Annotated in this window: 15 protein-coding genes; 7 read left to right on the top strand and 8 right to left on the bottom strand. The window is 62.3% G+C overall.

What is annotated here, in order from left to right; all coding sequences use genetic code 11:
- Positions 1-4 precede the first annotated feature (4 nt).
- From D3242_RS15055 to D3242_RS15035, 5 genes are all read left to right on the top strand, one after another.
- The gene (locus D3242_RS15055; protein WP_019860673.1) at positions 5-1,306 is read left to right on the top strand and encodes a cytochrome b; all 1,302 of its coding nucleotides are present in this window, start codon (positions 5-7) and stop codon (positions 1,304-1,306) included.
- Positions 1,307-1,333: 27 nt separating this feature from the next.
- Complete coding sequence (locus D3242_RS15050) at positions 1,334-2,191, top strand: cytochrome c1 (RefSeq protein ID WP_038649099.1); 858 nt, start codon at positions 1,334-1,336, stop codon at positions 2,189-2,191.
- Between the two features lie 125 nt (positions 2,192-2,316).
- Positions 2,317-3,012: an acid phosphatase gene (locus D3242_RS15045; protein WP_064980605.1), complete on the top strand. Its 696-nt coding sequence runs from the start codon at positions 2,317-2,319 to the stop codon at positions 3,010-3,012.
- A gap of 172 nt (positions 3,013-3,184) precedes the next feature.
- Complete coding sequence (locus D3242_RS15040) at positions 3,185-4,330, top strand: alpha-hydroxy acid oxidase (protein ID WP_027047300.1); 1,146 nt, start codon at positions 3,185-3,187, stop codon at positions 4,328-4,330.
- Positions 4,331-4,497: 167 nt separating this feature from the next.
- Positions 4,498-5,043 (top strand): adenine phosphoribosyltransferase, encoded by a 546-nt coding sequence (locus tag D3242_RS15035; protein WP_027047299.1) that lies wholly within the window; start codon positions 4,498-4,500, stop codon positions 5,041-5,043.
- Positions 5,044-5,186: 143 nt separating this feature from the next.
- Here D3242_RS15035 and D3242_RS15030 read toward each other — a convergent pair whose 3' ends face one another.
- The 8 genes from D3242_RS15030 to D3242_RS14990 all read right to left on the bottom strand — a co-directional run bounded on the left by D3242_RS15030 (position 5,187) and on the right by D3242_RS14990 (position 12,057).
- Positions 5,187-5,660, bottom strand: a complete 474-nt coding sequence (locus tag D3242_RS15030) for a MaoC family dehydratase (protein ID WP_064980604.1) — start codon at positions 5,658-5,660, stop codon at positions 5,187-5,189.
- Positions 5,657-6,127, bottom strand: coding sequence for a MaoC family dehydratase (locus D3242_RS15025; RefSeq protein WP_019860666.1), 471 nt, complete (start codon positions 6,125-6,127; stop codon positions 5,657-5,659). Before D3242_RS15025 ends, D3242_RS15030 begins: the two co-directional genes overlap by 4 nt.
- 114 nt (positions 6,128-6,241) lie before the next feature.
- Positions 6,242-7,216: a magnesium/cobalt transporter CorA gene (corA, locus tag D3242_RS15020; RefSeq protein ID WP_064980603.1), complete on the bottom strand. Its 975-nt coding sequence runs from the start codon at positions 7,214-7,216 to the stop codon at positions 6,242-6,244.
- 305 nt (positions 7,217-7,521) lie between these two features.
- Positions 7,522-8,625: a redox-regulated ATPase YchF gene (ychF, locus tag D3242_RS15010; RefSeq protein WP_064980602.1), complete on the bottom strand. Its 1,104-nt coding sequence runs from the start codon at positions 8,623-8,625 to the stop codon at positions 7,522-7,524.
- Between the two features lie 95 nt (positions 8,626-8,720).
- Positions 8,721-9,443 carry an aminoacyl-tRNA hydrolase gene (gene pth, locus D3242_RS15005; RefSeq protein ID WP_019860663.1) on the bottom strand — a complete coding sequence of 241 codons (723 nt, stop codon included), beginning with the start codon at positions 9,441-9,443 and terminating at the stop codon, positions 8,721-8,723.
- 22 nt (positions 9,444-9,465) lie between these two features.
- Positions 9,466-10,107, bottom strand: coding sequence for a 50S ribosomal protein L25/general stress protein Ctc (locus D3242_RS15000; RefSeq protein WP_019860662.1), 642 nt, complete (start codon positions 10,105-10,107; stop codon positions 9,466-9,468).
- A 321-nt stretch (positions 10,108-10,428) separates the two neighbouring features.
- Positions 10,429-11,340 (bottom strand): hypothetical protein, encoded by a 912-nt coding sequence (locus D3242_RS14995; RefSeq protein WP_064980601.1) that lies wholly within the window; start codon positions 11,338-11,340, stop codon positions 10,429-10,431.
- A gap of 288 nt (positions 11,341-11,628) precedes the next feature.
- The gene (locus D3242_RS14990) at positions 11,629-12,057 is read right to left on the bottom strand and encodes a MarR family winged helix-turn-helix transcriptional regulator (protein WP_019860659.1); all 429 of its coding nucleotides are present in this window, start codon (positions 12,055-12,057) and stop codon (positions 11,629-11,631) included.
- A 149-nt stretch (positions 12,058-12,206) separates the two neighbouring features.
- Between D3242_RS14990 and D3242_RS14985 the strand changes: the two genes are divergently transcribed.
- Both D3242_RS14985 and D3242_RS14980 read left to right on the top strand, forming a co-directional pair.
- On the top strand, positions 12,207-13,064 hold the full coding sequence (locus tag D3242_RS14985) for an alpha/beta fold hydrolase (RefSeq protein ID WP_064980600.1): 858 nt from the start codon (positions 12,207-12,209) through the stop codon (positions 13,062-13,064).
- Between the two features lie 238 nt (positions 13,065-13,302).
- Positions 13,303-13,680 (top strand): nuclear transport factor 2 family protein, encoded by a 378-nt coding sequence (locus D3242_RS14980; protein WP_019860654.1) that lies wholly within the window; start codon positions 13,303-13,305, stop codon positions 13,678-13,680.
- Positions 13,681-13,777: the final 97 nt, after the last annotated feature.

Below are 13,777 nucleotides of genomic sequence, written 5' to 3'. Positions count from 1 at the left end.
TTCGATGAGCGAGGGACACTCGACCTATACGCCCAAGACCGGTATCGAACGCTGGTTCGACGCCCGCATGCCGCTGCCGCGGATGGTCTACGACAGCTTCATCGCCTATCCGGTGCCGCGCAACCTCAACTATGCGTGGACCTTTGGCGGCATCCTGGCGATCATGCTGGTGGCGCAGATCCTGACCGGCATCGTGCTGGCCATGCACTACACGGCCGACACCAATCTCGCCTTCGGCTCCGTCGAAAAGATCATGCGTGACGTCAACTCCGGCTGGCTGTTGCGCTATATGCATGCCAACGGCGCCTCGTTCTTCTTCATCGCTGTCTACATCCACATCTTCCGTGGCCTCTATTACGGCTCCTACAAGGCGCCGCGCGAGTTGCTGTGGATCCTGGGCTGCATCATCTATCTCCTGATGATGGCGACCGGCTTCATGGGCTATGTGCTGCCATGGGGGCAGATGAGCTTCTGGGGCGCCACCGTCATCACCGGCTTCTTCAGCGCCATTCCGCTGGTCGGCGACTGGATCCAGCAGCTGCTGCTCGGCGGCTTTGCCGTCGACAACCCGACGCTGAACCGCTTCTTCGCGCTGCACTACCTCTTGCCGTTCATGATTGCCGGCGTCGTCGTGCTGCACGTCTGGGCACTGCATGTGGTGGGCCAGTCGAACCCGACCGGCATCGAGGTCAAGTCGAAGACCGACACCGTCGCCTTCACGCCCTACGCGACCATCAAGGACGCGTTCGGCATGATCGTGTTCCTGTTCTTCTTCGCCTATTTCGTCTTCTACCTGCCGAACTATCTCGGCCATCCGGACAATTACACGGTCGCCAACCCGCTGAAGACCCCGGCCCATATCGTTCCGGAATGGTACTTCCTGCCGTTCTACGCGATCCTGCGCGCCATCACCTTCAACATCGGGCCGATCAATTCCAAGCTCGGCGGCGTGCTGTGCATGTTCGGCGCCATCGTCATGCTGTTTCTGGTGCCGTGGCTCGACACCTCCAAGGTGCGCTCGGCGGTCTACCGGCCCTGGTACAAGCTGTTCTTCTGGCTGTTCGTGGCCGATGCCATCCTGCTGGGCTGGCTGGGCTCGCAACCGGCGGAAGGCAGCTATGTGTTCATGGCGCAGATGGCGACGCTGTTCTACTTCGCCTTCTTCCTGGTCGCGCTGCCGGTGCTTGGCCTGATCGAGACGCCCCGCAGGCTGCCGAACTCGATCACCGAGGCGGTGCTCGAAAAGAACAAGGGCGGCAGCGGGCATCCGGCGGGCGCCACGGCCGCGCCAGAGACCAAGGGCTGAGCGGTAGAGAATCTAAGGGGATTTGGCATGAAAAAGATTCTCACTTCGCTGGCGCTGGTCGGCCTTGTGGCTGCCGGTACCGCAGCGTTCGCGGCCGAAGAGGCGCACAATGCGGCGGCACCCACGCATTTCCCGATCAACGAGCCGAAGGAAATGAGCTGGAGCTTCACCGGCCCGTTCGGCACCTATGACAAGGCGCAGCTGCAGCGCGGTCTGAAGGTCTACAAGGAAGTCTGCTCGGCCTGCCATTCGATGAACCTGGTGGCGTTCCGCACGCTGTCGGACCTCGGCTACAACGACGCCCAGATCAAGACGCTGGCCGCCGAATACACCATCCATGACGGCCCCAACGACGCCGGCGACATGTTCGACCGTCCCGGCAAGCCGTCCGACCATTTCCCGGCGCCGTTCGCCAATGAGGAAGCCGCGGCTGCCTCCAATGGTGGCGCCGCCCCGCCCGACATGTCGCTGCTGGCCAAGGCGCGCGGCGTCGAGCGTGGCTTTCCGCAGTTCGTCTTCGATATCTTCACCCAGTATGACGCGGGCGGGCCCGACTACATCCATTCGCTGCTGACCGGCTACGACCAGACGCCGCCTGCCGGAATGGTCATTCCCGAGGGCACGCACTACAACCCGTACTTCATGTCGGGTGTGTCGTTGAAGATGCCCAAGCCGCTCTCCGACGGTCAGGTGACCTATGACGACGGCTCGCCGCAGACCGTCGACCAGTATTCGCGCGACGTATCGGCCTTCCTGACCTGGGCCGCCGAGCCGCATATGGAAGACCGCAAGAAGACGGGCTTCCGCGTGCTGGTGTTCCTGCTGCTCTTCGGCGCGCTGGTCTACCTGACCAAGCGCAAGGTGTGGGAAGGCGTGGCCCACTAAGCCGCGCAACCAACGACCAAAAAGGCGCCGAAAGGCGCCTTTTTGCTTTTCCGGCGACAGGCTGTGTCACATGGCCGTCACCGCCAACGGCGATCCTGCGCCATTCCCAACAAAGGATCGCACCCATGAAGAAATTCGCATCGCTGACTGCCGGTCTGCTGTTGCTGGTCATCGGCTCGGCCGCCCAGGCCGAAGACGCAAAACCCTTCGTCACGAACAAAGACATCGACCTAACGATGATCCTGCCGCCGCCACCGGCAAACGATTCGGCGCAGACCAAGGCCGAACTCGGCGAGGTGCTGACGCTGCAGGTGACGCGCACGACCGAGATGGCAGCCAGCGCCGTTGCCGACTCCGAGGAGAATGTCTGGCGCTTCGCCAATGTGATGGGGCCGAATTTCAACAAGGAGAAGCTGCCGAAATTCAGCGCCTTCTTCGATCGCGTGGTCGAGACCGAAGGCGCTGTCGTCGATCCGGCCAAGGATGTCTGGAAGCGGCCGCGTCCGCATCAGCTCAGCGATCTCGTCAAGCCGGCGGTCAAGCTGTCGAGCTCCGGCTCGTGGCCGTCCGGCCACGCCACCGTCGGCACCATGATGGGCATCATCCTGGCCGACATGGTTCCGGAGAAGCGCGCCGAGATCATGGCGCGCGCGGCCGAATACGCCCACAACCGTGAGGTTGGCGGTATCCACTATGCGTCCGACGTAGAAATGGGCAAGATTTCCGGCAGCGTCATTGCCGCGGTCCTGCTCAACCGCGACGACTTCAAGGCCGAATATGAAGTGGCCAGGGCAGAGCTTCGTTCCGATCTCGGCATGTAATCTTCGTCAGCAGTCGGCTTCGATGCGAGGGGCGCTTCAGGCGCCCCTTTCTTCTCACGGCCATGCTCGGCGGCAGTTCAGCAATTAGTCCGTTGGCAGGGCTGCATCGGATTGATATTCGAGGCATCGAAGGGCGGCGAATGTTGGCCCGCCACGGCCTTGGAAATCGATGATGCGACTCAACGACTGTCATAACTTTTCCGATTTCCGCCGCATGGCGCAGCGAAGGCTGCCGGGCCCGATCTTCGACTACATCGATGGCGCGGCCGACGATGAGGTCACCTATCGCCGCAACACCGAAAGCTTCGAGACCTGCGACCTCGTTCCCAACGTGCTGCGCGGGGTGGGCGAGATCGACATGTCGGTGACGGTGATGGGGCAGAAGCTGGCGATGCCGTTCTATTGCTCGCCGACCGCCCTGCAGCGACTGTTCCACCATCAGGGCGAGCGCGCGGTGGCCAAGGCCGCCGCCAAATACGGCACCATGTTCGGTGTCTCTTCGCTTGGCACCGTCAGCCTCGAGGAGGCGCGCGGGATCAGCGCCAGTCCGCAGGTCTACCAGTTCTATTTCCACCGGGATCGCGGCCTCAACCGGGCGATGATGCAGCGGGCGAAGCAAGTTGGCGTCGAGGTGATGATGCTGACCGTCGACAGCATCACCGGGGGCAATCGCGAGCGCGACAAGCGCACCGGCTTTGCCATTCCCTTCAAGCTCAACCTCGCGGGGATGGCGCAGTTCGCGCTCAAGCCGGCCTGGGCGATCAATTATTTCACCCATGAGGGGTTCAAGCTGCCGCAGCTCGACGAGCATGTCGACATGGGCGGCGGCACGATGTCGATCAGCCGCTATTTCACCGAAATGCTCGACCCGTCGATGACCTGGGACGATGTCGCCGAGATGGTCAGGCAGTGGTCGGGGCCGTTCTGCCTCAAGGGCGTCATGTCGGTCGAGGACGCCAAACGCGCCGTCGAGATCGGCTGCAGCGGCATTGTGCTTTCCAATCATGGCGGCCGGCAGCTGGATGGCTCGCGGGCGGCATTCGACCAGTTGGCCGAGATCGTCGATGCCGTCGGCGACCGGATCGACGTCATCATGGATGGCGGCGTGCAGCGCGGCACGCATGTGCTGAAGGCGCTGTCGCTCGGCGCCAAGGCGGTTGGCATCGGCCGTTACTATCTGTTTCCGCTGGCGGCGGCCGGCCAGCCGGGTGTCGAACGGGCGCTTGAACAGATGCGGGTCGAGATCGAACGCGGCATGAAGCTGATGGGCTGCAGTTCGATCGGACAATTGTCGCGCGAGAACCTGCGCTTCCGGTGACCAGCAGAGCATCGGCGCGGACGGTCACTGCGCCGGTCCAGGCCAATCCTTTGCCGGACGCGCTTGTCTCGGCCGCCACATCGCGCTAGCCGTTGTCGGTCGCGGCGGGCTACGATCTGCCTCCCGCACGTTTCAAACCTGTCAGCTGGATCATCCGGAGCCGCCTCATGAAACCTTCGCTCGAAGACACGCTGCTGGCCGCGATCCGCACCATCCCGGATTATCCCAAGCCCGGCATCCTGTTTCGCGACATCACGACGCTGCTCGGCAATGCGCGCGCCTTCCGGCGCGCTATCGACGAACTGGTGCATCCCTATGCCGGCCAGAAGGTCGACAAGATCGCCGGTATCGAGGCGCGCGGCTTTATCCTGGGTGGCGCCGTCGCTCACCAGCTTTCAGCCGGCTTCGTGCCGATCCGCAAGAAGGGCAAGCTGCCTTTCGAGACGGTGCGCGTCGCCTACAGCCTGGAATACGGGCTGGACGAAATGGAGATGCACAAGGACGGCATTTCCCCTGGCGAAAAGGTGATCCTGGTCGACGACCTGATCGCCACTGGCGGCACCGCGGAAGCGGCGGTGAAGCTGCTGCGCCAGATCGGCGCCGATATCCTTGCCGCCTGCTTCGTCATTGACCTGCCGGACCTCGGCGGTCGCGCCAAGCTCGAGGCGCTTGGCGTGCCGGTAAGGACGCTGATCGGGTTCGAGGGGCATTGAGGCAGCAAAATACTGCACGGAGACAAGTACGGGGTCGAGCTTGATGTCCGCGGCCTGCCGGGTCCCCGCTGCTTCGCAGCGTCCCCGCGTTCGTCAGCCTTTCATCGTGCCACTGGCACGATGAATTCGCTTACGCGAACCGGCTACTCACCCACCTTCACCAGCACGGCGCTTTCAAACTCCAGCACCTTGTCGCCGGTCGAATCGAACGCTTCCGCGCGCAGCGACAGCATTCGCCAGCCGGGGCGCGAGGCGATGGCGCGATGGGACAGCGCGGTGCGGCTGAAGGTGATGGTCTCGCCGGCATGGACCGGCTTCAGCCACTTAAGGTTTTTGAAACCGGGCGAGGGGCCGAATTCCGGGACCGGGCCGGGGCCGTTCCAGCTGGCCCCCTCGGCATCCATGCTCGCTTCGAGGTTGAGCTTCATCCAGGTGGCGGAGGTGTGCCAGCCGGAGGCGCAGAGCCCGCCGAGCACGCTCTTCCTGGCAGCCTCCTCGTCGATATGGAAGATCTGCGGGTCGTATTTGCGGGCGAACGCCTTGATCGCCTCGGGTTCGAATGTGTGCGAGCCCAGCGTCACCGTGGTGCCGATGCGGAAGAATTCATCCAAGGTCATGCCTGATACCCCGCGGCATCGCGCGTCAGGAACATGACGGAATTCTCAAGCTCGAAGACGCTTTCGCCGCGCTGGTTGACCAGCTCGCTGCGCATGGTGATGAAGCCCAGTTGCGGTTTCGATCGCGACAGGCGTTTGGCCAGGACAACCAAATTGCCTCTGAGCGTATCGCCGGCCAAGACCGGTTTCTTCCACTTGACCTGGTCGACGCCGGGCGCGCCCTGGCAGGTGGAGTCCAGGAGGAAGGCATCGCACAACATGCGCATGAACATGGCGCAGGTGTGCCAGCCCGAAGCCGAGAGGCCGCCGAGGATGCTGGCCTTGCCGGCTTCCTCGTCGAGATGCATCGGCTGGGCATCGAATTCACTGGCGAACTCGATGATCTCGGCCGCGCTCACCTGTTTCGTGCCGAGGTCGAACGAGGCGCCCTCGACGAAATCCTCATAGGCCCATGTCTTTGCGGTCATGTCGGCAATCCGGCTAAATCCCAAGGATCGGGCAACCCGGATGCAGGCCGGCAGCGATTTGGTCAAGTCCTTTCTGGTGAGCCAGGCCGAGGGCGCGGCTGCCCGTCGCGGCGCTCAGAGCCAGCCTCGGCGGCGGAAATACCAGAAGGGCAGGATCGCCGACAGGATCATCAGGCCGATGGCGAAGGGATAGCCAAGCTCCCATTTCAGCTCGGGAATAACGTCGAAGTTCATGCCGTAGATCGAGGCGACCAGTGTCGGCGGCAGGAAGATGACGGCGGCGACCGAGAAGATCTTGATGATGGCGTTCTGCTCGATCGAGATCATGCCGAGCGTGGCGTCGAGCAGGAAGGAGATCTTCTGCGACAGGAAGGTGGCGTGGTCGGCGAGCGACAGCACGTCGCGCGACAGGGTCTTGATGCGGGCGCGGACATCCTTGCTCATCTTGGTCTGGGTCGCGACATGGGCGAGGAAGCCGGCAAGGCGCTGCAGCGAGATCAGGCTGTCGCGCACGGACGAGGCGATGTCTTCCTTGCGGCCGATGGCCTTCAAGAGCTCCTGGAAGTCGCGGTTGCGCTTCGACACCTTGGTCGAGCGTGCCTCGAAAATGTCGCGCGAAATCGCCTCGATGTCGCGGCCGGCGCGTTCGAGGATGTCGGCGAGACGGTCGACGATCGCCTCCAGCAGGCCGATCAGGATGGTGTCGCCACTGGTGCAGCCGGTCGCCACTTTCTCGGCTCGCAGCGGGAAGGTCTTGAAGGCCTTCGGCTCATGGTAGCGAATGGTGATCAGCCTTTTGCCGGCAAGCGCGAAGGTGACCGGCGACATCAGGGGATCGTCGACCTCGGTCTGGGCAGGCAAAGTGGCGGTCATGAAGTAGGCGCCATCCTCGATGTAGAGACGGCTGGAAATCTCGATCTCCTCCATCTCCTCGCGGGTCGGGATGGCGACGCCGAGCCAGCTCTCGATGGTGGCTTCTTCTTCCTTGGTCGGACTGATCAGGTCGGCCCAGACGACCCTGTCGCCATCGGCCAGCAGGTTGTCGACGACGCGCAAGCGATCATTGTCCACGACAAATGCCTTGATCATCGCCAGATCTCCCCTGCGAAGGTTCGGATTGCGCGTCGTGTCGGATTGCACGGCTCTTCGTCGTGTGCGCGACCGTGTGGCAGCCGCTTAGACCCGTGCCATGACAAAATCAAGACAAGCCCTGGAGCCGGGCCGGGATCGGCCGCTCAGAAGAACTCGTCGAGCAGCCGATACCAGGAAAGCTTCGCCGGCTCGGTTTCCGGCGGCCCGTACCGTTGGAGAAGAGGCACTATCCAGGCCTCTGCGAGATTGTAGCGGATGCTCCGGCAGGCGAGCGCCAGATCCTGGTGGCGATCCGCCAGGCGTCAGGTATTGAACTTGAACAGCATGATGTCGCCGTCCTGGACGACATATTCCTTGCCTTCGTCGCGCGCCTTGCCGGCTTCCTTGGCCGCCACTTCGCCGCCCAGCGTGACGAAGTCGTTATAGGCGATGGTCTGGGCGCGGATGAAGCCGCGTTCGAAATCGGTGTGGATGACGCCGGCCGCCTGCGGGGCTTTGTCGCCCTTGTGGATGGTCCAGGCGCGCGTCTCCTTCGGCCCGACGGTGAAATAGGTGATGAGATGCAAAAGCTCATAACCGGCGCGGATGACCTTGTTGAGCCCCGGCTCGTCGAGGCCGAGCGAGGACAGGAATTCCATCTCTTCCTCGTCGGAGAGCTGGGCGACTTCGGCCTCGATCGCGGCCGAGATCACCACGGTGCCGGCGCTTTGCGCGGCGGCCATCTTTTCCACGGCCCTGGTGTGCTCGTTGCCGGTCGCGGCATCGGCCTCGGCGACATTGCAGACATAGAGCACGGGGTGCGAGGTCAGCAGGTTCAGACCCTGCAGGATGCGCAAATCGTCGGCGGAAATACCCTTGAGCAGGATGCGGGTCGGCTTGCCGGCCTGCAGCAGTTCGAGTGCCGCCTCCATCATCGGCAGCACGGTCGTTGCTTCCTTGTCCTTGCTGCCGGCGCGCTTACGAATCTGGACGATGCGGCGCTCGAGGCTGTCGAGGTCGGCGAGCATCAGCTCGGTCTCGACCGTCTCGGCGTCGGCGACGGGGTCGATGCGGCCCTCGACATGGGTGATGTCGTCATCCTCGAAGCAGCGCAACACATGCACGATGGCGTCGACCTCGCGGATGTTGGCGAGGAACTGGTTGCCCAGCCCTTCGCCCTTCGAGGCGCCGCGCACCAGGCCGGCAATGTCGACGAAGGAGATGCGGGTCGGGATGATCTCCTTGGACTTGCCGATGGCCGCGATCTTCTGCAGGCGCGGGTCGGGCACCGCCACCTCGCCGGTGTTCGGTTCGATGGTGCAGAACGGATAGTTGGCGGCCTGAGCCGCCGCCGTCCTGGTCAGCGCGTTGAAGAGCGTCGACTTGCCGACGTTGGGCAAGCCAACGATGCCGCATTTGAAACCCATTTTGTCCAGTCCTATCGGAAAAGCGAAATTTGATGAGGGCTATGGGCGATAGGGGTGATCAACGTCAAGCCCCGTAAGGCCGCATGCGTGCCCGCTCAGTCCTTGTTGCCGAAGAGTTTCTTCAGCATGGCAGCCATCGGGCCGGTCTCCGGCAGTTTGGCGGGTGCTTGTTGCGACCGCGCCTGGCGGATGTGGCTTTGTTGTTTAGGCTGCTGCTTCTGCGCCGGCTTTTCCAGCTCGGCTATCGCCTTGCCCTGGACGGCAAGGGCGGCCTTGTTCATGAAGCCGGATTCGTCGCCCTTGACGATCATGGCGGCGTTGTCGGCGATCGCGTCGAGCAGGGGATCGAGCCATTCGCGGTCGGCCTTGGCGAAATCGCCTAGCACATGGTGCTGGACCATTTCCTTGACGCCGGGATGGCCGACACCGATGCGCACGCGACGGTAGGCGTTGCCGACATGGCCGTCGATCGAGCGGATGCCGTTGTGGCCGCCGGCGCCGCCGCCGGTCTTGATGCGCAGCTTGCCTTCGGCAAGGTCGATCTCGTCATAGAAGACGGTGAGCGCGGAAAGCTCGAGCTTGTAGAAGCGTAGGGCTTCGCCGACCGACTGGCCGGACAGGTTCATGAAGGTCTGCGGCTTGATCAGGATGATCTTTTCGCCGGCAATCGTGCCCTCGGCGATCAGGCCCTGGAATTTCTTCGACCAGGGCGAAAAGGAATGGCGGCGGGCGATTGCGTCCGCCGCCATGAAGCCGACATTGTGCCGGTTGTTAGCGTATTTCGCGCCCGGATTGCCGAGACCTGCAAATAGCAGCATCGTCTGCTCCGGGCGGAAAGAGTTACTTCTCTTCGGCGGCAGGAGCTGCTTCAGGTGCAGCCACTTCAGCCGTCTCTTCCGTCTCCGGCTTCATCGCCGACGAACCGGCAATGGTCGCGATGGTGAAGTCGCGGTCGGAGATGACCGGCTTGACGCCGGCCGGCAGCTTGACCGCCGAGATGTGGATCGAGTCGCCGATGTTGGTGCCGGTGAGATCGATGGTGATGAATTCCGGGATCGCGTTGGCCGGGCAGTGGAACTCGACTTCGTGACGCACGATGTTGAGCACGCCGCCGCGCTTGATGCCGGGCGACTTGTCCTCATTGATGAAGTGGACAGGCACGTCGACATTGACCTCGGTGTCCTTGCCGATGCGCAGGAAGTCGACATGGACAGGGAAATCCTTGACCGGGTCGAGCTGGAAGTCCTTGGGCAGGACCTGGATCTTCTTGCCGTCGACATCGATCGTGGCGATCGTGGTCAGGAACCCGCCGCCATGGATCTTGTAGTAGATGTCCTTGTAGGTGAGAGCGATCGCCAGGGGAGGCTGCTTGTCACCGTAGATTACTGCAGGCACTTTACCGTTGCGGCGAACTGCACGGGCGGACCCCTTACCGACCTGTTCGCGCGCTTCGGCCTTGAGCTCGTAAGTATCGTGGCTCATGGCTTTTCCTTTCGCGTGTTATGGAGCGTTTGCGGGAAGGCAATTTGCCCAAGCCGTAAACGTCGAAAGCCGCCAGACCTCGATGTCCGAATGCGGGCACCCGTTTTGAGACGGAGCTTTGTTCGGGATCACAAGGGAAGGCAGCCTTCCGCCGCGTTGCCTCCAAGGGTGTCTACGCGGGTGGCGGCTCTATAGCGGAACGTGGCGAGAGGCGCAAGCGGTTGGGCTGGAAGGCATGAAGAGCCGTTCGAGGGTCGATCTTCGTCTGACAGTCCGCCAGCGCTTGCCATGCCTGCGGCGGACAACCAGCGATGGCAGTCATCATTGCCGCGGCATATGTTTAGACAACCAGCGGCGAAGCTTTTGGATCAAAGTGCGTCTGACTCGCGCTCGGGAGCTGATCTGCACGCGCCAGTCCGGAATAACATTCTCGGATTCCGTGCTCCCCGCCCGAACCTTCTGCGCCAGCCATGTCATGTCGACGAGCGCGTATCCATTGGCTAGCAACCGGTTGGTGAGCATCAGCTCATTGAGAATAGCCCGAGCCTTGCTTTCGAAAAACGGTAGCGTTTCAGGTGTAAGATCGAACCTTGAATGCCAGATTACTCCCTCGCCAGCTCCGTCGCCGGTGAGCCAATGCAGCAAAGACTGCTGATATGCTCGCGAGATCGGTGCGTCATCACGGAAGGGCTGTCGAGGGTTGCCGGTGAAAATCGGCGTGTCCCTGCCGACGCTTACCAGGGATCCCAGGCTGCTGAGTTGCCGCGGGTTCATCAGGATGAACGAACTGCGGAGCCATGCCTGCGAGCGGATTCCGAAAATCGAGAAGGCCTCGCGGCGAGAATCAATGCAACCCAGCGCTCCCTGCAAACCAAGCAACGACCGCAACGAGCCACCATCAATCGATTTGAGATGATCAGGTGCTGATGCCGCGAAAGCAGAAGTGGCCAAGTGGACCAGATCATACTGATGAAGTTTGGCGCCGGTATGATTGATGCCGCAGTCCCACGCGGAGAATTCCCAATCTTCATTCGACCCGCCGATCAGTTCGACCCCGCGGTCCAAATCAGAGCCATGACCGACTGGCAGCGAATTGTCGATCACGAGCATGCGATGCTCAACGTCCGGCATCTGGCGGGCGAACATAGCTCGCAAGTCCTGCCATGCGGTCGGATATTTTTCGGTGCCGTGACGCACCAGAAGGGTCAAAACACGAAGCGGCTGGGCGTGCATGGCGAATCCAGAAAAAGCGCAGAGAACGCAAGCAAGTCTTGGGAATTTCTCCTCTGCCGCAGGTCATGACGAAGCCACTTATCCTGGGGCTGATGACACCCATTCATCTCATCTTCGCCGCGGCATTCCCTATAGCAGAATCGAGAGCCTGTGGGTCAATTCCCCGCGACTCCGCATGCTCGAATTTCGTTTCATGCCAGCCTGGGCACGAGAAGCGAACTAGGGAGCATTTCGATGCCGTGCGAGCGCGGTCAAGCCGCGCCGAGGCAGTCAAGAGTCAGCCGGTGGCTACCGATCGCCGCTCAACGTATCGCGCAGCGCCTGGATTTGCCGGTTCAGCGTATCGAGCTCAGCCAGCGTCATGCCCGAGCGCTCGATCAAGGTCTCGTTGAGGCAGTTGCACTGGACGAGCAGCGCGCGCCCGGCCGATGTCAGGTCGACCTGGACCTGGCGCTCGTCCGCCTGGCTGCGCTGGCGGGTGACCAACCCGGCCTGTTCCATGCGCTTCACCAGCGGGGTGACGGTGCTCGATTCCAAAGCGAGCCGATGGGCGACCCCGCCGACCGACATGCCATCGGCCTCGCCCAGCGCGTTGAGCACGAGATATTGCGGATAGGTGATTCCCATCTCGTCCAGCATCGGCTTGTAGGTGCGGTTGATCGCCATCGAGGTGGCGTAGAGCGTGAAGCAGAGCTGATTGTCCAACGGGAGGGGCACGACGCATTCCTTTGCCGATTAATCACGAAATATGTACCACGAAAAATGATATCGCGATACATATTTTTGTGGACATGGCTTCCGCGCTGCGCTAGCCATATAGATATCGCGATATTGTTTATCGCGAAAACCAATCAAAGGAGATTGAGATGGCTTCGCAGGCAAAATCCGGTTCCGGCAGCGGCACGATCACCACCAAGGACGGCACGCAGATTTTCTACAAGGACTGGGGAACCGGTCAGCCCATCGTCTTCCATCATGGCTGGCCGTTGAGCAGCGACGACTGGGACGCACAGATGCTGTTCTTCCTGGCACAAGGCTACCGCGTCATCGCCCATGACCGGCGCGGCCATGGCCGCTCGACGCAGACGGATATCGGCAACGAGATGGATACCTACGCCGCCGATGTCGCTGAACTTGCCGCGCATCTCGACCTCAAGAACGCTATCCATGTCGGCCATTCGACCGGCGGCGGCGAGGTGGCGCGCTATGTCGCGAAGTACGGCTCGGGCGGCCGCGTCGCCAAGGCGGTGCTGATCGGCGCGGTGCCGCCAATCATGCTCAAGACGGCTGCCAATCCCGGCGGCCTGCCGATCGAGGTCTTCGACGGTTTCCGCGCTGCCCAGGCTGCCGACCGCGCCCAGTTCTTCCGCGACGTTCCTGCCGGTCCGTTCTATGGCTTCAACCGTCCGGGCGCCGAGGTTTCGCAAGGCGTCGTCGACAATTGGTGGCGCCAGGGCATGATGGGCGGCACCAAGGCGCATTACGATTGCATCAAGGCTTTCTCGGAAACCGACTTCACCGAGGATCTGAAGGCGATCGACGTGCCGGTGCTGGTCATGCATGGCGACGACGACCAGATCGTCCCGATCGCCGACTCGGCGCTGCTGTCGATCAAGCTGCTCAAGAAGGGCGAGCTCAAGGTCTACAAGGGTTTCCCGCACGGCATGGCGACAACCCACGCCGATGTCATCAACGCCGACCTTTTGGCCTTCTTCAAGGCATAGGTCGCACCCGGCACAACAGCGGCACCCGCCATTGCGGCGGGTGCTTCGGTCGGCTTCAGACGATGCTCATCGGACGCGCCTGGCAGCGCTGGCGGCCTGTCGCGGTCGCACTTCGCCCGGGCGTTGCATTGCGCGCGGCCGTGAACGATAGTTTCTTGACCGGACAGGCGTGAGACATCGGATCGAGCGTTTTTGCGCCCTCCGCCTCCTCCGGCATTCGTGATCCGGAGGGTGGAAAATGAACGCGGAATCGATCGACTACAACGGCCTGATGCAGGCTAACCTTGCGCGAGTATTCGGCGAACGCGATGCCGACCGGCGCCTTGTGGCGATCCGCGAACTTTACGCCGGCGATGCCGTGCTTTACGAGCCGGATGCTTCGGCAACGGGCCATGCCGCCATCAATCATGCGGTGAGTAAGCTGCTGTCGAGCCTACCGCCGACGTTCGCCTTCACGGCGACGGGCCCTGCCGTCGGCCATCACGGCGTCGGGCGGCTGCAATGGCAGTCCGGGCCGCTCAACGGCCCTGTCGCCGTCACCGGGATCGATGTCGCGCATTTGCACGGCAACCTGATCCACTCTCTTTTTGTTTTTCTTGATCCCGCCGGCACCTGATACGCCCGTTCACTGAACGAGTTGCCATGCCCGAAACCGGCCTTGGAGCCTTGCTTCGCCGCGTGAGAAGGAGGGCAACGCGGCGTATGATCTTATC

Origin of the sequence: Mesorhizobium jarvisii (assembly GCF_003601985.1) — a bacterium.
Classification (GTDB): Bacteria; Pseudomonadota; Alphaproteobacteria; order Rhizobiales; family Rhizobiaceae; genus Mesorhizobium; species Mesorhizobium jarvisii.
This window is presented reverse-complemented; position numbering and strand designations above follow the sequence as displayed.